Source organism: Fervidicella metallireducens AeB (genome assembly GCF_000601455.1).
Taxonomy (GTDB): Bacteria; Bacillota; Clostridia; order Clostridiales; family Caloramatoraceae; genus Fervidicella; species Fervidicella metallireducens.
Genome location: NZ_AZQP01000027.1, coordinates 1 through 23123 on the forward strand (window position 1 = coordinate 1; position 23123 = coordinate 23123).

At 29.3% G+C, this 23123-nt stretch carries 19 protein-coding genes, 1 pseudogene and 1 other annotated feature; of the genes and pseudogenes, 10 read left to right on the plus strand and 10 right to left on the minus strand.

The features are described from left to right. The first annotated feature begins 25 nt into the window (after positions 1–25). The 6 genes from plsY to perR all read left to right on the plus strand — a co-directional run bounded on the left by plsY (position 26) and on the right by perR (position 5616). Positions 26–610, plus strand: coding sequence for a glycerol-3-phosphate 1-O-acyltransferase PlsY (gene plsY, locus Q428_RS08865; protein ID WP_035380159.1), 585 nt, complete (start codon positions 26–28; stop codon positions 608–610). Between the two features lie 57 nt (positions 611–667). Next, positions 668–877, plus strand: a binding site (T-box leader). Between the two features lie 54 nt (positions 878–931). Next, complete coding sequence (argS, locus tag Q428_RS08870) at positions 932–2623, plus strand: arginine--tRNA ligase (RefSeq protein WP_035380161.1); 1692 nt, start codon at positions 932–934, stop codon at positions 2621–2623. A gap of 140 nt (positions 2624–2763) precedes the next feature. Further along, positions 2764–3582 (plus strand): GTP diphosphokinase, encoded by an 819-nt coding sequence (gene yjbM / locus Q428_RS08875; RefSeq protein ID WP_035380206.1) that lies wholly within the window; start codon positions 2764–2766, stop codon positions 3580–3582. 131 nt (positions 3583–3713) lie between these two features. Beyond that, a complete protein-coding gene (locus tag Q428_RS08880; protein ID WP_035380163.1) occupies positions 3714–4136 on the plus strand; it encodes a hypothetical protein in 423 nt (140 codons plus the stop codon). 227 nt (positions 4137–4363) lie between these two features. Then, on the plus strand, positions 4364–5137 hold the full coding sequence (locus Q428_RS08885) for a zinc-binding metallopeptidase family protein (protein ID WP_152539103.1): 774 nt from the start codon (positions 4364–4366) through the stop codon (positions 5135–5137). Between the two features lie 56 nt (positions 5138–5193). Continuing rightward, complete coding sequence (gene perR / locus Q428_RS08890) at positions 5194–5616, plus strand: transcriptional regulator PerR (RefSeq protein WP_035380167.1); 423 nt, start codon at positions 5194–5196, stop codon at positions 5614–5616. Positions 5617–5625: 9 nt separating this feature from the next. Here the strand turns inward: perR and Q428_RS08895 are convergent, their stop codons facing one another. Beyond that, entirely contained in the window at positions 5626–6876 is a 1251-nt protein-coding gene (locus tag Q428_RS08895; protein ID WP_035380169.1) for an ABC transporter substrate-binding protein, read from the minus strand. A gap of 184 nt (positions 6877–7060) precedes the next feature. Between Q428_RS08895 and Q428_RS08900 the strand changes: the two genes are divergently transcribed. From Q428_RS08900 to Q428_RS08915, 4 genes are all read left to right on the plus strand, one after another. Beyond that, complete coding sequence (locus tag Q428_RS08900) at positions 7061–7957, plus strand: hypothetical protein (protein WP_035380171.1); 897 nt, start codon at positions 7061–7063, stop codon at positions 7955–7957. Positions 7958–7998: 41 nt separating this feature from the next. Then, entirely contained in the window at positions 7999–8661 is a 663-nt protein-coding gene (locus tag Q428_RS08905; RefSeq protein ID WP_035380173.1) for a hypothetical protein, read from the plus strand. A gap of 351 nt (positions 8662–9012) precedes the next feature. Next, the gene (locus Q428_RS08910) at positions 9013–9276 is read left to right on the plus strand and encodes a hypothetical protein (RefSeq protein ID WP_035380175.1); all 264 of its coding nucleotides are present in this window, start codon (positions 9013–9015) and stop codon (positions 9274–9276) included. Positions 9277–9368: 92 nt separating this feature from the next. Next, positions 9369–10430 carry an HD-GYP domain-containing protein gene (locus tag Q428_RS08915; protein ID WP_051515076.1) on the plus strand — a complete coding sequence of 354 codons (1062 nt, stop codon included), beginning with the start codon at positions 9369–9371 and terminating at the stop codon, positions 10428–10430. 85 nt (positions 10431–10515) lie between these two features. Here Q428_RS08915 and hypD read toward each other — a convergent pair. The 9 genes and pseudogenes from hypD to Q428_RS14910 form a co-directional block, all read right to left on the minus strand. After that, positions 10516–12877: pseudogene (hypD, locus tag Q428_RS08920) on the minus strand (trans-4-hydroxy-L-proline dehydratase). Between the two features lie 4 nt (positions 12878–12881). After that, the gene (locus Q428_RS08925) at positions 12882–13784 is read right to left on the minus strand and encodes a trans-4-hydroxy-L-proline dehydratase activase (protein ID WP_035380177.1); all 903 of its coding nucleotides are present in this window, start codon (positions 13782–13784) and stop codon (positions 12882–12884) included. A gap of 212 nt (positions 13785–13996) precedes the next feature. Next, positions 13997–15463 (minus strand): sodium-dependent transporter, encoded by a 1467-nt coding sequence (locus Q428_RS08930; RefSeq protein WP_035380178.1) that lies wholly within the window; start codon positions 15461–15463, stop codon positions 13997–13999. Positions 15464–15625: 162 nt separating this feature from the next. Then, positions 15626–17053: a sigma-54 interaction domain-containing protein gene (locus Q428_RS08935; protein ID WP_035380180.1), complete on the minus strand. Its 1428-nt coding sequence runs from the start codon at positions 17051–17053 to the stop codon at positions 15626–15628. Positions 17054–17214: 161 nt separating this feature from the next. After that, on the minus strand, positions 17215–18723 hold the full coding sequence (locus tag Q428_RS08940; protein WP_035380182.1) for a DUF1846 domain-containing protein: 1509 nt from the start codon (positions 18721–18723) through the stop codon (positions 17215–17217). A 574-nt stretch (positions 18724–19297) separates the two neighbouring features. Continuing rightward, positions 19298–20314 (minus strand): glycosyltransferase family 2 protein, encoded by a 1017-nt coding sequence (locus Q428_RS15725; protein ID WP_035380184.1) that lies wholly within the window; start codon positions 20312–20314, stop codon positions 19298–19300. Next, a complete protein-coding gene (locus Q428_RS15730) occupies positions 20315–20974 on the minus strand; it encodes a phosphatase PAP2 family protein (RefSeq protein ID WP_035380186.1) in 660 nt (219 codons plus the stop codon). A gap of 188 nt (positions 20975–21162) precedes the next feature. Beyond that, positions 21163–22251: a UDP-galactopyranose mutase gene (gene glf, locus Q428_RS08955; RefSeq protein WP_035380188.1), complete on the minus strand. Its 1089-nt coding sequence runs from the start codon at positions 22249–22251 to the stop codon at positions 21163–21165. Between the two features lie 281 nt (positions 22252–22532). Beyond that, a complete protein-coding gene (locus Q428_RS14910) occupies positions 22533–23081 on the minus strand; it encodes a tRNA 2-selenouridine(34) synthase MnmH (RefSeq protein WP_084478248.1) in 549 nt (182 codons plus the stop codon). Positions 23082–23123 lie beyond the last annotated feature (42 nt).

The window sequence follows — 23123 nt, forward strand, 5'->3', positions numbered from 1 at the left end:
CCGTAAATAATGAGGGAGATGAAATATGACTACTTTATTACTTGTAATTTTTGCTTATCTAATTGGTTCTTTTCCAACTGGAGTAATTATTGGTAAAGTATTTTTCAATACGGATATAAGGAATCATGGCTCAAAGAATATCGGAGCAACAAATGCCGAAAGAATTCTAGGTAAAAAAGCTGGTTTTGCTGTTTCTATCATTGATATATTAAAAGTATTTTTACCAGTTTTTATTTATAGAAAACTTACAAATGACATGAATACATCTGCTCTGATAGGAATAGCAGGCTTATTAGGACACTGCTACCCAATTTACCTGAAATTTAAAGGTGGCAAAGGAGTCTCTTCTTTTTTAGGAATTGTCTTCGGACTTAATTTTTATGTTGGCATCATAACATTAGCAACCTGGAAAGTTCTAAAGCATATTACTAATTATGTATCCGTTTCATCAATGATATCCTGTTTTATTTCTTCATTTATATTTCTTTATTTAAATGGGCCTTCAGTTGTATTTTTTACACTCTTTATAGGATCAATATTCATTGTATATCTACATAGAACTAACATAAAAAGATTATTAAACGGAACGGAAAACAGGGTAAAAAAATAAAGTTGATACTATTGCATGTATACAAAAAATGTATTATAATTTAAAGAAATTTTTATATTAAAATCGATGAAGAGGAAAAGTAACAAAAGTAATCCCCTTAAGCGAGCAGGGAATGGTGGAAGCCTGTAGGGTTAGCTTTTGAGAAAAGAGCCTTGGAGATGCTGTCGGAAACTGCTTTGCACAAGTACGATATGCCCCTTTTGGGTTAACATAATGAGTGGCTATATTGCCAATTAGAGTGGTACCGCGGAATATTCCGTCTCTTTTATATAATATAAAGAGACGGTTTTTTGTTGTCTAAAAATATATGGAGGTGTTTATATGGATTATAAAAAAGTAATTGCAGAACGAATAAAAGAAATGACAAATTTAGAAACTGAAACAATAGAAAAACTGATTGAACAACCACCACAGCCCGATATGGGAGATTATGCTTTTCCTTGTTTTCAATTAGCTAAAACAATGAGAAAAGCACCTAACATTATTGCACAAGAATTGAAAACTACGATTAACTCAAATGGATTTGAAAAAATCGAAAATGTTGGAGGTTACTTAAATTTCTTTGTAGGCAAAGCTACATTAAATGAAGTAACAATAAAAAAAGCACTGGAGGAAAAGGATAAATTCGGTTATTCAGATATAGGTAATGGAAAAAATGTTATTGTTGAATTTTCATCACCTAATATTGCAAAACCTTTTCATGTTGGTCACCTTTGCTCAACAGCTATTGGGAATTCCCTTTATAAAATATTATCTTCGCAGGGATACAACTGTATTGGTATAAATCATCTTGGCGATTGGGGCACTCAGTTTGGAAAACTTATTGTGGCTATTGAAAAATGGGTAGATGAAGAAGCCCTTGAAAGGGATGCTATAAAAGAATTATTAAGAATATACGTTAAATTTCACGATGAAGCCGAAAAAGACCCTACCTTAGAAGAATGTGCAAGACAACGTTTTAAAATGCTCGAAGATGGTTGCGAAAAAGAAAGAATTCTTTGGCAAAAAATCAAAGATTTGAGCTTAAAAGAATTTAATAAACTCTATGAAAGATTAAATGTCAAATTTGATTCTTATGCTGGAGAAAGTTTTTATAATGATAAAATCGATTCTTTAGTTGAAGAGCTAAAGCAAAAAAACCTTTTAACTGAAAGTAAAGGAGCTTTAGTTGTTGACCTTAGCGACTTCAACATGCCTCCTTGCATAGTTATGAAATCAGATGGTGCAACGATATATGCTACCCGTGACCTTGCAGCAGCTATTTATAGACATAATACTTACAATTTTCATAAAAACATCTATGTAGTTGGAACTCCACAAGCTCTGCATTTCAAACAAGTGTTTAAAACGTTAGAGTTAATGGGTTATCAATGGGCTGATGATTGTGTTCATGTTGGATTTGGTCTTGTAAAATTTGAAGATAAAAAGCTTTCTACCAGAAAAGGTGATGTTGTTTTTCTTGATGAGCTTTTAGATGAAGCTGTTTCACGTTCTTTAAAACTAATAGAAGAAAAGAATCCAAACCTTGAAAATAAAGAATTAGTTGCTGAAAAAATAGGTATAGGTGCTGTTTTATTCACCTATTTAAAAAATAATCGTGAAAGGGATATCATATTCAGTTGGGATGATATAATTAATTTTGATGGTGAAACAGGTCCATATGTACAATATTCATATGCAAGAGGCAGGAGCATTTTAAGAAAAGCTGAAGGATTTAACTCTAAAGCTGACTATAGTAAGTTAAAATCAAAAGATGAATTTGAATTAGTTAAACTTATTTCTCAATTCAACGAAAACATTCTTTTTGCAATTGAAAAATATGAACCATCAATTGTTACTAGATATATTGTAGATGTTGCAAAAGCCTTTAATAAGTTTTATAACCAGTATCCAATTATGTCATGTGATGATGATACCCTAAAGGCAGCAAGATTAAATCTTGTGGAAGCTACTACAGTAACAATAAAAAATGCCCTCTCTCTCCTAGGTATAGAGGTTGTTGAAAAAATGTAATTTTAAAGCATGCAGAAAGACTTCTGCATGCTTTATTTTTTAAAAATCAATAATTGTTTTTTGACTGAACTAATGGTATATTTTATATGGCAATAACTTTATATGCTTTTAAAAAATTGGCAGAAAGGAGCGTGGGGGAGATGCTAATCAAAGATTGGAAAGAATTTTTAATCCCTTACGAACAAGCTGTTGAGGAATTAAAAGTCAAATTCAAAAGCATAAGAAAACAATTTCGAAGTAAAAACGAATATTCCCCAATAGAGTTTGTTACCGGTCGTGTAAAAGAAGTTTCTAGCATTCTTGAAAAATCAAAAAAATTAGACATTCCACTAAATAGAATATACGATGAAATGGAAGATATTGCTGGTATTCGTATTATGTGCCAGTTTGTTGAGGACATTTATAAAGTAGTACAAATAATTCATCAAAGGAATGGTAAAGACCTAAATATAATATATGAAAAAGATTATGTAAAGAATAAAAAAGAAAGTGGATATAGAAGCTACCATATAATAATTAAATATCCAGTTCAGACAGCTGAAGGCGAAAAAGAAATTTTAGCTGAAATACAAATTCGAACACTAGGTATGAATTTTTGGGCGACTATTGAACATTCATTGAATTATAAATATAAACAAAGTATACCTGAAAATATCAAAGAAAGACTTAAAAAAGCTGGAGAACTTGCATTTCTTTTAGATCAGGAAATGTCACAAATAAAAGAAGAAATAGTAGAGGCACAAACTTTGTTTGAAATTAAATCAAATATTATTTCAGATATATTGGATAACATAATTACTCTCTATTCACTTGGTAGAATTTCTGATTCAACTGAAATTCAGAACAAATTCAATGAACTTTTAGAACATGGAAATATCTCTGAATTAAGTGCCTTGTTGGAAGAATCAAATAATAAAATAAGCAAGTATAGACTAGAAATGTTGCAATTAAATGAATAAGAAATTAGACCAGTTAACATCTGGTCTTTTTTTAATTAAATCAAAATAAAAGAATATAAATATTAGTAAAAAGATTTTTAAGATTTATACTTCACTAATAAACTGGTATAATATAACTGGGAGTGAATAGCATGCAAAGATATACAGGTAAACTTTATTATATATTCATTATTGTTTTCATGGTTATCATAATACTTATAGCAAACCTTGGCGAGAACTTCAAAAACGATGTTTTTTCTAGTAAAGGTGTATTAAATTATCAGAACAAATTATCCCAAACCTGGAATGAAAGCCCTGATTATCAATCATATATTGAAAATACGTCGCAAAATATTTTGAAAATCTTAGAAAAAATCAACTATAATCCTGATAACACAGCAATATCATATGATGATTGGGAAATTACTGCTCCATCTATTAAATTTCAGTCTCAACTAGAGATTCTATCACGATATGGAAGAACTATCAGAAAATATGAATACGGTACTGATTTTTTGATGATTTCAGGGGTGAAATTTCTACTGGTGTCGTTAAAAGCAAAGCCACATATTTAACTAATTTAGAAAACTACTATTCTAAGTTTAATAAAATATTGTTATTCGATGGATACAATTTTAAATCCAATAATGAAATTTCTGTAATTGATACAAAACTAATGTCTCAGGGTGTCTCAGGGGTAATATCACCCTCCTCCACATCAGATCTCAAAACTAACTCTGGACTCTATGAAATTTTTAGTATAAACAAACAAGTAAATAAATTAGGCTTATCTAAACTTATTGTGTCTCAAAAAGTTTTTAATGAGCTTCGAGATTTTTCCAATAAAAACTATATAATTAAAGTTAAAACTGGTGGAAGTATTCAAATTTCTAAACTCAGAAACGTATATATTACAATTAAGGGAAGAAATGCCTCTTATAAACCTTTGATTATTGCTTGTTTTTTTGATCCAGTTTATAAAAGTCCTGACAATGCATCAATTGATATAAAAGAACATAATGTTACATTGTCTATTCTATTGGAAACAATAAAGATAATACAAGAGCAAAAATCTGTTCAACCTGATCGTACAATTACATTTTCTTTTCTATCCGGCTACATGCAAAATAAAAACGGTCTGGAAAAGTTGCTTAACAAATACAAGGATGCAGATGTTATTGTTTTAGATAGCTTAGGCAAAAACGATAGGTACTATATGGACTATAATAAAAACCTAAGGAATTTAAGTAAGACTATTCAATATTTTATGACTAGAAACAATCTCCAAATTAACTCTAAAAATATTTATACCGATAGTTCAAATAACTTTATTTCAATATCATCAAATAATCAAACAAACAGATACAATCCTAACGATTCTATTAAAAATTCTGGGAAATTTTTATTATCTTTTATAGGTGATGAATGTTACAATTTAGACTTCCTTTCTGGAAACATACGAACACTAAGAACTGTAAAAAGATATATTAGAAATTACACAATACCACTATCGCTTACTACCTTTGCTATGTTAATATTTGTTATATTCAAAAATGAAAAAACTAAAAACAATTGACTTAATTAAAAGATAGTAATAAACTAATGATAAATAAGATTGTATAGGTGATATAGATGAAAGACTTGAATTTATTATTTAAAGAAAAAAATTTAAAATTAACTCCGCAAAGATATGCTATATATAAATATTTAAAATCTACTAAAAATCACCCTTCTGCAGAAAGCATTTATGAAGAATTAAAAGAAGACTATCCTACAATGAGTCTTGCTACTGTATATAAAACACTAAAAACTTTAATTGAACTTAATTTGGTTCAAGAACTTAACGTTGGTGAGGATAATTTCAGATTTGATGCTAATGTTGACTCTCATCCACATATTTTCTGCTTATCCTGTGGTAGAGTAGATGATGTTGAAGGGGTTAATTTCACGTTTTTAAACAAAGAGATTGAAAATTACACAGATTACTCTGTAGATACTCATCAACTGTATTTTTATGGCTTATGTCCAAAATGCAAAGAAAGAGGAAGAAAATAACTTCCTCTTTTATTTTTTAAATGTAGCCTTTAATATTCTTTCCCATGCCTCAGATGATTTTACCCTTCCTTCTAAGATTTCTTGTAATACCCTTGTAGTGTGTTCAGTCATCTTTTCATCCATATTATCCATAATCATAATTGAATTATCATCGCATATCTCTAAATGAGTTTTGATTTTACTTTTAAGCTTATTTTCACCAACATTAGCAGACATTAAAGGTGCAAAATATCCCTTTTGAGTAATAATTTTTTGTGCATCCTCTGAAAACAAAAATTGAAGAAATTTCTCTGCTTTATCTTTATTTTTGGAATTTGAAGGTATACTTAATATTTGTCCTCCAGTTCCACTTACCATAGATACAGGATTATCAATAAATTTAATTGGCATTTCAAATACATCATATCTGAAACCAGCAGGTTTTGATTTCTCAATTAAATTTACTGTCCAGGAACCCGCAGGAAGCATCGCCGCTTTTCCCTTTATGAAATCGTCTACACTTTGTTTATAATTTATATCAATACTATCTTTTGATATACCTTGAGAAACTATTTTTCCATATAAATCAAAAGCCTGATTTATACCTTTAACCTTCTCAAAGGATTTAATGTCAGAGTCGTATATGGAAGTTAGCTCTGTAATCCCAGATGTCTGTGCAGTAATCATACCGAATAGTGTCGTCAAAGTCCAACCATCCATTGCTCCAATGGTTATTGGATTTATTTTTTTGCTATTGAATTTCTTACATAAATTCATAAGTTCGTTAAAATCACTAGGTTCATTAAAGCCATATTTTTTAAACATATCAACGTTATAGAATAATTCAATTGTATTTGGCATATCTCCTATACCATAAACCTTACCATTATATTTTCCATAAGCTAAACATATTTTGTATAATCTATTAGTTAAATCACCACTCTCAACAATCTTGGACAGATCATGCAAATAACCTGATTTAGAAAATTCAATCAACTGAGTCCTTTTTAATCCAATAATATCTATATCGCCCTTTTGTGATAGAGTTTCATTTATTTTTGTTTCTTCACTAAAATCAGTGATTAATTCTACCTTTACATCTGGATTTTGTTTTTCATATTCCTTAACTATTTCTTTATATATACTTCCCTGATCTTTTTCTGAGTAAAAAGTTGCCATTTTAATAGTAGTCTTATTTTTATCTTTTTCCTCCTTCTTATTACATCCATTTAAAGAAAAAGTCATAAAGAATACTAAAAAAATCGAAACCAATCTTTTCATAATAATTCCCTCCTCAAAGGTATTATAATATATAATGCAGGTTAAAACACTAACAATTTTCATATCTACTGCTTATCTTTAATTTGTTCACATTTTAATAAATTAAACACAATTTATTTGTTTATTTTCTATTTTTACAAATATTTTTTTTTTGAAATTCATATAATTTAGTGGAGGTGAAATCATGAAATTAAAAGTGTATATAGTCAAAAAACAACAGCTTATATGGGCTGCAATCGTACTTTTAATAATTATTGTTTCGGCAATACTTATAATTAGTATTAAAGCACAACAGACAATCAGCAATGTAACACCAGCAAAAACCTATCATGTTGATCTTGATAATGACGGTAAATCTGATTCTATTATATTGAATACCGACAGTGATACTGGAAAATATTCAGTTACCATAATGTCACCTGACGGCATCGCCCATTCTCTTGAAGCTGATCCTGCAATAAAGACTTTAGGATATTTTTCTAAGGATTGGCCTATAAAAATTACCCTTGAAGATATTAATAATGATGGTACTTCTGAGGTAATCTTACAATCATCAGATCAACAAGGACCTATACTTCATATATTTAAATATGCAAATGGAGAAACAGAACGAATTGCCTCTGGCAGATATTCATTCTATGGAACATTTAAATCTCCTGTTGATAAATCCAATATACTTATGCTGGGTTCCAAAAATAACAGCGAAATAAAATATACTTATCTATCAACTAAATTTGGCAAGTTATATCCATATATGGCACCATCCTCTTTAAATCTTGGAAAAACTGTAATATCAAACATCGTATCCTACATTGAAAAAATGGACGTTGAAACATCTTCTATGGATGCTGAAAATAAACATGTTTCAAAACTTTCAAAGGGTAGTTTTTTGGACTGTTTATTGACTAGTGCTAAATATTATGGTCATGAAATTCCATCTGAATGTTCCTATATAATGAGAACAAAAAGTATCTCAAACAATAACGAAAACCTTGTAACTTATAAAATTACACTAAAATTATCAAAATATGATACAAAAAAACCAGAATATAAAATAACAAGTATTAACATTATTAAATAATTTATATATTTCTGCTAATACTATTCATAGGAGGTTGTGCTATGAAGAAAGTGTTAGCAGTTATATTTTTATCGATATTTACTTTTTTAAGTTGCAAATATATATTCTTACAAGAAAAAATAACATTTAATAATATATCTAAACATCGTATACTGTTTTCCTCCCCTGGGGATTTTGATGGTGACAATACTATTGAATATTTACAGATATATAAATCTAACGATAAAGAATATTACCTTAGAATAATAGATGAAAAAACAAAATATACCTATGAATTAAACTTTAAAGCTGAGGAATTTACAACACAGATTGATGATGTCAATAACGATAAAAAAGATGATTTCTTACTTTTTATAACAAAAGAAGATAAACAGGAAATGTACATATATACATTACAAAGTAATGTTATTCACCAGTCCTTTTACTCTGCAGAACTAGAAAAACTTTTAAATATCAAATCTATAAATGGAAAATATATATTAAGCTACAATAATTCAGTTAAAACTTTTCTTGCAAAGAATCACCTGGAGTTAAGCTTTTACTACACTGATTTAGATTTTGATGAAGCTTACGAAGGCCCTATATTTGTTTCACAAGGAATAATTAAATCAACAGATGAAAGAAATATTAAAAAAATAAATACCTATTATTATTTTGATAGATATTGGAATATTCATTTGAAAGACTTTAACATAAAACAATAACAGCTACAAATTACCCTTGAATTAACATCCATTTTTAAATCATTGAGTAAGATGGATGTTTTTCTGTTATTACTGCAAAAAAACAGGGCCGGATTTCCGGCCATAAGGGGGATGGGGGGTTCTGTTTATGGAAACCTTTGTTTCCATCTCAAGGTGGGTTCCTTGAGCCTTCATTATCTATGATGTCCAATTTTCATTAACTTATACAATACTATTTGAAATTTTTATATAATTTAATAAAATAGTTAATATATTCTATTTGTTTTATTAATAAAAACACCTTTTCTTTTGTAACATTTCACTCTTATTTAAAATATACTAAACTAATAACAATATATTGGGGGATTGTGGATGCATGAAGGGATATCCTATATGGATGATATCGATATATACTATTACCACTGTCACATTGATGAATCAGAGATAATTAAACTTAAAGATAAATGGTATAAAATAAGTTGTATTTTAGCTTTACCAAATTTACCTATTCACAAAAACATCTATTTCGTCCCTAATACCAAACTGGAAGAATTTTTTAAATTTAATTGTGAAAGACTGATAGATATAGAACCCATATCATATAAAGAAGTTATACATTATATTAATTGTAATTAAGGGCATTGCCCTTTTATTGTGTAGTATTTATTGACTTGACTGTATATATTTTGTAATATGTTATTAAAGTATTATTAAATTAGGTGATTTTTGTGAGATACATAAGAATTGAAGACTCAAAGAATGGAGATATCTTAGCCAGACCTATAGTTACTTCTGATGGTATTGTTCTACTTAGTGAAGGTACAGTTCTATCATCTTCTTATATAGATAAAATTATATCAACAGGTATTAAAAAAATATTTATAAAGGATAACTTATATTCTCAGACTTCTGTAGATATAGAGGATTTTTCCCAACTTAAAGATAAAAGTATCAACCTTGTATCAAATATATATAATAAAGTGATAAATTCCGAAACGATTGATTCTGAAGAAATAGAAACGGTGGTTGTAGATATACTCAATTACGTTAAAAGTTCTACTGCCTTCCCTTCAAAATTATTAGAAACTATCAAACTAAAAGATAATTATACATATATTCATAGCATAAATACATGCTTTCTATCTATAATCCTTGGTGAATACTTTAATTTATCAGAAACTGAACAAATAATACTTGGAACAGGCGCTTTACTTCATGATATAGGAAAAACTTATATTGATGAGAAAATACTTAAAAAGGCAAGTAAACTAACTGACGATGAGTTTAAATTAATTCAAAAGCATACATTATATGGCTTTAAAATACTCAACAGTACAAAAGGTATAGACCATGCTTCCATGCTGATTGCTTTAAATCATCATGAAAAATATGATGGTAGTGGTTATCCAAGAGGATTAAAAGGTAAACAAATTGACTTTTTTTCTCAACTAGTTACAATTTGTGATGTTTATGATGCCTTAATTAATGTACGCTCATATAAAAAGGCTTTTAAACCAAACGAAACCTATGAATATATACTTTCCAAATCAGGAACATTTTTTAATACAGAACTTGTTAATGCCTTTAGAAATTGTATTTGCATATATCCAGATGGCGTAGGAGTAAGACTATCCGACGGAAGATTAGCCTTTGTTTTGCATCAAAATAAAGGTTTTCCTGAAAGACCTGTTATTAACATTATTACGGATAATACTGGTAATTTTACTTCCCCAACAACCGTTGATTTAATGAATTCTTTGAATATAGTAATAGATGATATACTAATCTGATGTTTAAGAAGCATCAGATTAGTATATTCTTTTTTATCTTGTAACTTCTGAATTTATAGACAAAAGAAAGCTATTTAAAGTCTTCTTAGAAAGATTTATGTTCAGTTCTTTCAATTATTTCATTTTGCAAAGACTCACTTAAATCACAAAAATAGTCACTATATCCGGCTACACGAACTATCAAATCCCTATACTCATTAGGATTTTTTTTGAGCTTTTTTAAGGGTTTGTGCATTTACTACGTTAAACTGTATATGATGACCATCCATTTTAAAGTATGCCCTTATTAGATGTGCCAGTTTTTCTATTCCTTCACCATTCTTAACTAGTTCTGGAGAAAATTTTTGATTTAATAGAGTTCCACCAGTTCTGATATGATCCATTTTTGCAGCAGATTTAATAACTGAGGTTGGACCCAATCTGTCAGCTCCTTGAACAGGTGAAATTCCTTCAGACTGAGGCTGCCATGCTTTTCTTCCATCTGGTGTAGCCCCTGTAACCGAACCAAAATATACGTGGCATGTTGTAGGAAGCATGTTTATTCTATAAACTCCTCCCCTAATAGTTTTTCTTCCATTTACTTCATTAAAGTATGCATTAAATGCATCCTGCATAATATTATCAGCATAATCATTATCATTTCCATATTTGGGTGTTTTGTTTAAAAGCATCTGTCTGATTATTTCTTTTCCTTCAAAATTACATGCTAGGGCATCTAATAGCTCATCCATAGAAATATTCTTGTTATCATAAACATGATATTTAATTGAAGACAGGCTATCAGTAAGAGTACCAATTCCTACTCCTTGTATATAATTAGTATTATATCTTGCTCCACCAGAGTTGTAGTCTTTTCCGTTTTTTATACAATCACTTATGATTATAGACAAAAATGGTGATGGCATATATTTAGAATATAACTTTTCTATAATATTATTTCCCTTTATTTTAATATCTATAAAATGATGCAGCTGTTTTTTATAAGCATTAAATAGTTCTTCAAATGTCTTAAAGTTTCTAGGATCACCTGTTTCTATTCCTATTTTCACACCTCTTCTAGGATCTACCCCGTTATTCAATGTTATCTCAAGAATTTTAACAAGATTTATATACCCCGTTAAAATATATGCTTCCTTTCCAAATGCACCAGTTTCAACACAACCACTTGTACCTCCACACCTGGCATCTTCGATACTCTTGCCTTGCCTTAAAAGTTCTTCTACAACAGAATCCGCATTAAATACAGAGGGCTGTCCCCATCCTTTACTTATTATTTCACATGCTTTCTTCAAAAATTTGTCCGGATTTTTTCGACTTAGTTGAATATTTGAACTTGGCTGCAACAGCCTCATCTCATCAATTACATCTAAAATCAAATATGACAATTCATTAACACCATCTGAGCCATCAATCTTCAAACCACCATTATTAATATTGCAAAAATCAGTATAGGTTCCACTTTCCTTTAAGGTTACTCCTACTTTCGGAGGAGCTGGTTGATTGTTAAACTTTATCCAAAAAAGTTCAAGTAATTCTTTTGCTTCATCTTCAGTTAAAATTCCGTTCTCAATATCATTTTTGTAGAAGGAATATAAATGCTGATCTAATCTGCCTGGACAAAAAGAGTCCCAAGTATTAAGTTCAGTTATCACTCCTAAATGAACAAACCAATATGCTTGCAGGGCCTCCCAAAAATTGCGTGGTGCATTTGCAGGTACATTTTCACAAACTTCAGCAATTCTAAAAAGCTCTGCTTTTCTCTTTTCATCCTTCTCTAATTTTGCCATTTCCTTTGCTAATTCAGAGTGACGTTGGGCAAATTTAATAATTGCATCTGCACAAATTAGCATTGCATTTAATTCTTCTTTTTTATCATAGGCATCTATATCATTTAAATAGTCAATTTTTTCTAATTCCTGTTCAATGTCTTTTTTAAAATCTAAAAATCCTTTCTTGTAAATTTTATCATCTGCAACAGTATGACCTGGGGCTCTTTGTTCCATAAACTCCGTAAATACTCCACTTTCATAGCATTCCTTCCATTCTCTAGACATTTCTTTAAATATCTTACTTCGTATTGCCCGTTTTTCCCAATATGGAATTATTTTTTCTGCTTGTATTTTTCTTTCTTTATCGTGAACTTTAAAAGAGATTTTTTCTCTTGAGTTGATAATCTCTAGGTCCTCTAAAGTATGGCAACATAATTCAGGATAAGTTGGTGTTGATTTTGGAGATGGTCCTCTTTCTCCAACTATTAACTCACCTTCGTTAATACATATAGTCTTTTTCTCCATTAATTCTTTAAAAACTAAAGCTCTAAGTACTGGAATAGACACAGTACCCTCATATTTTTGATATGTTTCAGTAACAATTTCTGCTCTCTCAAGTGAAATGCAAGGTATTTCATCAAGACTTTTTTGTCTTAGAATTTTAATTCTTTCATTCATTTTTTCAACCCCCAATCACAACATCTTTAACATATTGTTTAAAAACTGCTGCTATCTGTTCCATTTTTTCTTCTGTGGGTTCTTCTGTGTCAGCAAGGTTATAATCTAAATTTAATCTCTTATATTTATCAAGAGCTATTTTGTGATATGGTAATAGGCATACTTTTTCTATGCTTTTTAATTTATTTAAAAACTTACCTGTCATTTCAATATTTTCATCATCATTTATACCTGGGATTATTGGTATTCTAATAAATATTTTCTTTTGTAATTCATCTAATTTATTCAGATTATTTAAGATCAACACATTAGAAACACCTGTATATTTTTTGTGTTTATCATCGTCCATTAATTTAATATCATACAGAAATAAATCTACATAATCACTAATTCCAATTAAAGCCTCTTCTGATACAAAACCACATGTGTCCAATACTGTATGTATACCAGCTAATTTACACCTTTTTAGCATTAATTTTAAAAACTCATATTGATATAAAGGCTCACCTCCAGAAAAGGTAACCCCACCACCAGATTCCTCATAAAAAATACAATCCTTCTTTATTTCTTTCATCAATTCATCATCAGTCATTTCTACACCAACAATTTCTCTAGCATTTGTATTACAAACAGCAGCACATCTCCCGCAAAAAATACATTTTTTATTATCAGTTTTAATACCATTATTTTCAATACTTAATGCATTTTGTGGACATATAGCTATGCACATCCCACATTTCAGACACCTATTTTTATAAAAAAATATCTCCCTTGATTTTCTTTTACTTTCAGGATTGTGACACCATAAACAGTTTAAAGGACATCCTTTTAAAAAAACTGTTGTTCTAATACCTGGACCATCATGAATTGAGTACCTTTGTATGTTAAATACGATTCCTTTTTTCAAACTATCACCTCCTCCAGCGATTCTAAGATACATTTAGAGCCCCAAAGTATTGATTCAGGGCTCTAAAGCTTTTATTATTCTTTTTCTTTATTTTTCTCCATTTTTGCTGCTTTAACTGCAAAGTAAGTAAAGCCACCTATGAAAATAGTCAAGAAAATAATCATATAAATTATAGTTTTCATCCTAATAACTCCCTTCTTAAGACAATACTATTAAACCCATTCAGATTTTTCTTTAATCCATTTTGACAGCCAATTATTAGCTAAATAGAAAACAATTATAGATACAACTATTTGAACAGCCAACGTACCAACGTTGTCAACAGCTATTGGATTCCACCAGTTTTCTCCACTCCATCCAATAGCTTGAGCTATCCACCAACCAACAAGTACCACTAAAATAATAGGGTATATTCTTATACAAGTATTGTAATACCAGGCAGGAGCTTTAATATCACTTGTTTTGTTTATTAGCTCAGCAAGGAACTTATTGGTTCCAAATTTATAAACAGTAAATGCAAAGAATAAACCACAGAACAACAACCCTATTCCCCATACCCAATCTTGGTTATTTAAAAAGTTTATACTATACGCAGATGGTAAACCAAAAATAAATGTTATTATCAATACTGTTATTGTAGCTCTTTTCCTATTGTAACCAGCATCTATAAAGTTTTTAACTATTACTTCCATCATTGGTAATAATGATGTCAAGGCAGCAAGGGCTAAAGCTAAGAAAAATAACATAGCAATAATTCTTCCTGCTGGTATAGTTGTAAATAATTTTGTTAAATAAATAAATGTTAATCCTGTGTTACCAGCTTTTAATGCTCCAACAGCTGCCTCTTGAGATGCAGACAATGCGAATACAGTAGGAAGAACAGCTAAACCTCCAGCTATTGCTCCCAACATATCGCCAAAAACAATCATAAAACTATTTGTTGCAATATCTTCATTCTTTTTCATGTAATTAGCGTATGTTACCATCATACCCCAGCCAGCACCTGTAGACCAAGCTGCCTGAGTAAATGCATTAAGCCATAATTTTGAATTGAAAAGTTCCGACCATTTTGGTACAAATAAAAACTCTAAACCAACACTTGCTCCTGGTTTTGTACATGACCAAACAGCTGCTATTATCAGACATATAAATAGTACTGGAATCATTATTTTCCCTGCAACTTCAAGTCCACCTTTAACACCTTTATAAATTATAAAACCTGCAATTATTAGTGCTATTATCTGGAATAAAATAGTTTGAGATGGACTTCCAATAAACCTGTCCCATAGAACTTGTGTATCTGCATCAGCTCTAATAGACCCATCAACAGCAAAAACAAAGTATCTAATAGCCCATGCAAATACCACTACATAATAAAACGTTATTGCTGCACAAACCCATCCTATCCATCCGCCCTGCCATGCCTTCTTTTTGCCAGCAAAATCTCTGAATGAACCTATGGTACCTAAGTGTGTTTGTTTTCCTATTGCTATTTCAGTCATAATGATTGGTACTGCCCAAACAAGATTAGCAATCAAATAAGCTACTAAAAATGTACCTCCTCCATTAGTTCCCGCAACCCTTGGAAATCTCCAGATATTGCCCGTACCGACTGCCATTCCTATAGCTGCTAGAATAAATCCTAATCTGCTTCCCCATTGCTCTCGTTGTGCTGACATAAATACCCTCCTTTTTGTACTTAAATATTCAATAATTAGTAGATGCAATTTCTATGCCAATTAAATAACTTAGCACCCATGCCATTTTTTCTGTAGTTAATTTATATAAAATAAAAAACGTACCAAAATTGGTACGCTATTGTATTATTTTTGGTCCAAACGTTATTTTATTTTTCTTATGATTTTGTCAAATGAAATATCATATTTTTTAAGTTTATTTTGTAAAGTCTGTTTTGGAATTTTAAGAGTTCTCGCTGCCATAGAATAATTCCCATTACAATTTCTAATTGCATTTATTATTAAATTTTTTTCATATTCACTGACAGCTTCATTCAAATCTATTTCAAATGAATTTTTAGTTAAACAACATTCGTTGATATTTATGCTGTCAATGGTGTTTGATAGTTCTAAATCATTTAAAGTAATATAATCTCCACATGCAATATTCATTGCACTCTCGATTACATGTTCTAATTCTCTTATATTGCCTGGCCAGGAATACTTTTTGAAAAGCTGCATAACCTCACAAGAAACACCTTTAAACTGTTTATAAAGTTTTTTGTTGTAATATCTTATAAAATGATCTGTAAGTACTTCTATATCTTCTTTTCTCTCACGAAGTGGTGGTATTTTAAAATAAATTACATTTAGCCTATAATATAAGTCTAACCTTAATTGCTTCCTTTCTACTAAAATTGCAGGGTTCTCATTAGTTGAAGCTATAATACGTACATCTACCTTTCTTGTTTTTAAACTTCCAACCCTTCTGATTACCCCATCTTGTATGGCTCTTAAAAGTTTCGCTTGTAATTCATTATCCATTGAATTTATTTCATCTAAAAATAATGTTCCTCCATCAGCTAATTCAAATAAACCCGGCTTGTCCTTAGCCCCTGTAAAACTCCCAGCTTCAGTCCCAAATAATATAGATTCCAATAAATTATTTGGTATTGCTGCACAATTTTGAGCAATAAAGGGCCTGTTTCTTCTAATACTACTTGCATTATGTATTGATTGAACTAATAATTCCTTTCCTGTTCCTGTTTCCCCATATACAAGTACTGAAGAACTACTGTTTGCTATCATTAATATTTTCTTTTTTAATTCTGATATCACTTCACTTACTCCAATTATATTTTCTATTACATATTTAGTTCCATTTTCCTTGTACTCATCCTCATTTTGCCTGCCTTTAAAAAGTTTTTCCTGCAATGTTGTTATTTTATCTGTTAGTTCCATAACTTCAGTGAGATCCTTAAAAATTTCAAAGCAACCCACAAGTACACCTTTCTCGTAAATTGGTATAGTTGATGTAAGAATAGATATGTTTTTACCTTGATAATTAACATAATGCTGAATGTGATTTATAAGTGGTTTTTTATTTTTCAATACATTGTAAAACGTACTAGTGTTTTCATTTAAATTAGGAAATACATCCAATATATTTTTTCCTATTACAAATTTTGAATCTACACCTGTTATATTTTTGGCTGGCTCCTTGTAAAAAGTTATTTTAGCAGAATTATCTGTTACAATTATTCCTTCATCAAGATTTTCCAGTATCAGTTCTAGAAGCTTTTTATAATTCATAGTATCACCACCTGTACATCAACTATTTTATATCTAATTAAAATCTTATCCCCTATTTAATCTTATTCCCATATTTAGTATTTTAAACCTAAATAAAATTTAATTAATTTAATAAAAAACCTGCTACCATAAAATTAGTAGCAGGTAAGGTAATTTGTTATTTAGCTATTATAATATAAATTATCTGAAGAATATTCCGGATCACATGTAACATCTATTCCTAACTTTCTAAATGTTTGCTCATCATTTCTACTTATTATGGTAGTTGAATGTGCTTGGCATCCTTTAAGCAGTGATAATTTTTCCAATGCAACCTGGGCAGTTGGATTAGTTGCAGCACATATACTTAGGGCAATCAAAATCTCTTCACAATCTAAAGCTGTACTCTTACTGCCAAGTGTCTTAGTTTTTAAACTAATAATTGGTTCTAAAATTACTGGTGAAATTAAATGTATTTCGTCAGATATATTAGCTAAATGTTTAATTGCATTTAAAATCACTGCTGCCGTTGAATCCATAAGGCTTGAACTTTTTCCCTTAATGATAGTTCCATCATTCAGCTCCAGAGCAACACAAGGACATATCTCATTTTTACTTGACAATTCTCTTAGTTTTGCTGAATGTTCTCTTGCTGGAATAACAACCTTTCTATCTTCTTCCTTTAAATTAAGCTCTTCCATTATTAACTTTGATCTTTCAAAAGTTTCTTTATCAATATATCCTTTTTTATACTCACAACCAGTTTTAAAATATCTTCTTATTATTTCTTGTTTTGAAGCTTCTTTAACCACTTCATCATCAATTATTCCATATCCAACTCTATTAACACCCATATCTGTTGGAGATTTATATATTGACTCTTCACCTGTTATCTTTTCAATGATTCTCTTTAATATTGGGAAAGTTTCAATATCTCTATTATAGTTAACTGCTATTTTATTATATGCATCAAAGTGAAAGGAGTCAATCATGTTAACATCCTTAAGATCCACAGTTGCAGCTTCATAGGCAATATTCAAAGGATGCTTTAATGGTACATTCCATACAGGGAAAGTCTCAAACTTTGAATAACCAGCAACCCTGCCTCTCTTATATTCATGATAAAGCTGATTCAAACAAGTAGCTAGTTTACCACTTCCAGGTCCTGGTGCTGTAACTACTACTATTGGTTTTGTTGTTTCAATGTATGGATTCTTTCCATATCCTTCATCACTAACTATAGTATCAACATCTGTAGGATAGCCCTTTGTAGCTCTATGTGTATATACTTTAATACCTCTTCTCTCAAGTTTGTTCATAAAGACAGTAGTTGCAGGCTGGCCATCATATCTTGTTATTACAACACTATTAATGTCTAACTCATATGATCTTAAATCATCTATTAATCTTAATACATCCATATCATAGGTGATTCCAAAATCTCCTCTGATTTTGTTTCTTTCTATGTCTCCTGCATATACACATATAATTACTTCAACCTTGTCTTTAAGTTTATGCAAAAGTTTTATCTTGGCATTTTCATCAAATCCTGGTAAAACCCTTTTGGCATGAAGGTCAAATAATAATTTACCTCCAAACTCAAGATACAATTTGTCATAATTGTTTACTCTTTCTAAAATATACTTTGACTGTTCTTCCAAGTACTTTTTGGGGTCAAATCCTAACTTCATAACTTTACTCCTCACTTTGCAATAAATTTTATCCGGTTATTTATTGTTGTTATTTTTACAAATTTCAACAATAAACTTTCTACTACAACTTATAATTATTGCATAAAGTTAAACTAAAGTAAATAATATTACTTGGGTTTTTCATGATAAATCTTCTTTTATATAAAGTTTGTATTATACTTTTTTTCTTCTTATTTAAATATTAAACAGTAAACCCAATTACGTTATTCTTTTTTATTCCCCATAGTTTAATTTACTTATAACCATAAAAAATAAAGATACCTTCATTAATTTGTCCGTATTATTATAAAGTATTTTCTACACGTTTATGTTTGTAATCGCTTTTGGATTGTTGTAACATAATCTATTTAACAAAATATGATATGATTAAAGTCGCCGAAATAATCCTGCAAAGTATGCCTTTTGAAATATGTATGTTTTTTCATTCTTATATAAAAAAAAATCTAATTTTCTCTGTCTGCATCAGCATAAAACACATAAATAAAAAAGGGGCAAAATATTTTTTGCCCTTATTAAAGTCATAGTTTCCATTGCTTATGAATTATCAATTTATTTAATTAAATCCAAATTTTTTCCTTGATAAAGAATAACCTGATAATATTATCTTCTTTCCTAATGAAGTATTTATTTGCATTAATCTTCCTAACATTGTTCTATTTACTTCTTCATATAGGTTCTGATTTTTTGTACGTAAATAATCCCAAAGTTCTTCTTTTTTATTAATATTTTCTTCTGAATTAGCTTTTAATAATAGTACTGTACTTATGGTCATCATCATAGTTAAATATTGAGTCATATATTTACGAAGCTTTTTACTTTCTATTTTTATAGGATCATAATTATCAATCATTATTTTTGTTACCCTTATTTGCTGATCAATACGACCTATCATTATTTTTTCATTAACAGACTGATCTTCTCTCCCAATGAAATATCTATAAAGATCTACATTTAAATAATACAATGTTTTTACATAGGGTAGTGGTTTAAAAACAAAAATATTATCAACATAAAATGTATGCTTAGGAAGCTCTAAATTACAACTTCTTAGGACTTCCGTTCGATAAATAGCAGAATGCATCAATATATTTTGACTAATTTTTAGAAATCCTATATCATCCCAGGTAAAGACCTTTTCTTCAGGCATTGCACCTTTATAGTTAATGCTTGTTGATTTACCTATGCTCAATTTTTCATACACATAATTTGTAATTAACATATCCACTGGTTCAGAATTGTTAATCATGTTTCTAAGTACATCAAGTACTTTAATAAAACTATTTTTGTCAAACCAATCATCACTATCTAAAACTTTATAATACATACCTGTTGCATGTTTTAATCCTGTATTCACAGCATCACCATGGCCACCATTTTCTTTGTGAATTGCACGTATTATATTAGGATATTTTTTTTCATACTCATCAGCTATTTGAGAAGTATTATCTTTAGAACCATCATTGACAATTAAAATTTCAATATCATCACTTCCTATTAAAAGTGACTCTATTGCCCTTTCCATATAAGATGCTGAATTGTAGCAAGGAATTGCTATAGTTAAAACTTTCATTTATGCCTCCTGTTTTATTAATTTTTTTAATTTATAAAGCTGTAGCTGCAATGAAAACTGCCACGTTAATTCAGCTAACACTACTCCTGCAATAACGTCAGCTATAACATGTTGTTTTGTAGTTAAGGTTGAAATACTTATCATGACTGCCATAAATAAGGAAAAATACCTATACCAAACAGGGATAGTTTTATTATTTCTAAGGCCTGCAAAACAATACCAGCTAACTAATACATGAATGGACGGAAAAAGATTATTTGCAGCATCTACACTATATAAAAATCTAAGCATGTCCACAAAAATATTAGTTGAAGCTAAGTCAGGCCTTATATTAGTAGTAGGAAAAGTGACATAAATAACAAAACAAGTTATTTTTCCCAATATGTCTGAAATAGCAAGTCGATAACAGTTATCTTCGCTTATTTTACTTATTAAAATATAATTAAAAATCCAAAATAGATAACTTCCTAGATAGAATACTATAAATATTGGTACTACTGGTATACCATTATCTAAATTAGTTGTTAAATCATGAAATACCCTATTCTTATAGAACAACCTGGCCCCTGAATACACTGAAAAATTAATTATTACACATAAAATCAATGGTTTTATTGCATATTTAGGTATAAAGTCATAAATCTTTCTAAACACCTTCATCTTCTTTACCTACATCCTTTAAGAGTTTTCTAATATCAAAAATTTAATATTTAATAATATTTTTAGAATATAATTTTTATATATCATATAGTCAATTTATATATAACAGATTTAATGTAATTTTTGTTTTCCACCCGCTAATATTAGCAATTTTTAATAAGATCACAAAATCTAAACAAAACTTCAGCCTATTTAATATTTTGATAGAAAAGTTTTAGTGCTTCTTCAACTACCTTGTCCATATTATAATATTTATAATTGGCCAATCTTCCAATGAAAAATACATTTTTAAGTTTTTGTGCTTCTTCTTCATAGAGCCTATATTGTTCAGTATTTTTCCTCTGTGGAATTGGATAAAAAGGTTCTCCTTCTGAAGATGGGTATTCTCTTACAATGGTTGTTTTATAATGTTTTTGCCCAGTTAAATGTTTAAACTCAGTAATTCGAGTAAAATCATAGTCATTTGGATAATTAACTGTCCCTACTTCTTGATATTTTACACAATCTAATGTTTCAAATTCAAATCTTAATGATCTATATGGTAATTTACCATATTTATAATCAAAATAATAATCAATTGGCCCTGTGTAAATTAAATTTTCATATTCAACATCACCAATTACATCTTTAAAATCTGTATTTAATAATATATGTATATTTTTACTATTTAGCATATTTTCAAAAATCTTAGTGTATCCATATTTTGGCATACCTTGGTATTTATCTGTAAAATATCTGCCATCTCTATTATTTCTTATTGGTATTCTTGCTATAACCTCCGGCTCTAGTTCATAAGGATATAGATCCCATTGTTTTTTTGTATAATTTTTAAAGAATTTTTCATATAGTTCTTCGCCTATTTTAGTTATAACCATATCCTCAGAATTTAGAATTTCCTTTTTGTTGCATTTTGCATTTTCATAATAATTATTTAGCTCATCTGATGAAAAATTAAAATTATAAAGGATATTTATAGTATCTAGGTTTATTGGCATAGGAACAGTTTGTCCATCAACATAAGCTAATACTTTATGTTGATAATGATACCAATCTGTAAAATTAGAAATATAATCCCATACTTCTTTATTATTTGTATGGAAAATGTGAGGACCATATTTATGAACTAAAATACCATCCTCATTAAAATAATCAAAAGCATTTCCACCTATATGATTTCTTTTTTCAACTATTAAAACTTTTTTATTTAAAAGATTTGCTATTCTCTCTGCTAACACACATCCTGCAAATCCTGCACCAACAATAACATAATTATACATATTGTTTCCTCCAAAAATTATAATGAATTCTTACTAAATCTAATTTATCTTTAGCTTTGTTTGTAATTTATTTTAAGATAAAAACAAAAATTTTTCAAATTTTATTTTTTATCAATTTTTTCGACTACATTTTTAAATAGAATAACTAAAAATTTGTTTTACTATATCATCAAGACTTCGCCTTTTTGTTTTAGAAGTAATATTTTTTGTCTGCTGCATTAAATCTCTTTTATAGAATAATTTTCTACCGATTCATAATTGAACAAACTGCTCATACATGCTTAAAATTTTATTAATATTTTAGATATCTCATCTACTGCATCGTCTATATTATTTGCACTTATTGTAAAGTCAAATTCTTTATTTTTGAAGTTATATAGTGGATCATAATATTTTGTCATAAGCTCTTCAACAACAAGCTCATAGTTTTTATATTTTATTTCATTTATATATCTTTCTATGTTTTTTTCACTCATATGTTTTCTAAGTAGATTTAAAGCTCTCATTAATTCGTCATCATTTCTTGTGACATACTCTTCAATTATGTTTTTAACTCTCTTTTCAATATCTGCATCGACTTTTATTTTTATTCCAATTTCCATAGAAGAAAAGATATACTCAGGTATAATTATTTTCCCTATTCTTTTGCTCTCACCCTCAACAACTATTGTGTTTGTTTTCCTTTTTCTAATGGCTTCATAAATATATGACTCAAACATCTTTTGGGAATTTTGCTGACCTAGTCCAACACTTCCTAATAGAGAACCACGATGATTTGCGTATCCTTCAAGGTCTAAAACATCATGTCCCCTTTTTTCAAGCTCCTTCAATATCTTGGTTTTTCCAACACCTGTGTTGCCATAAAGAACTAT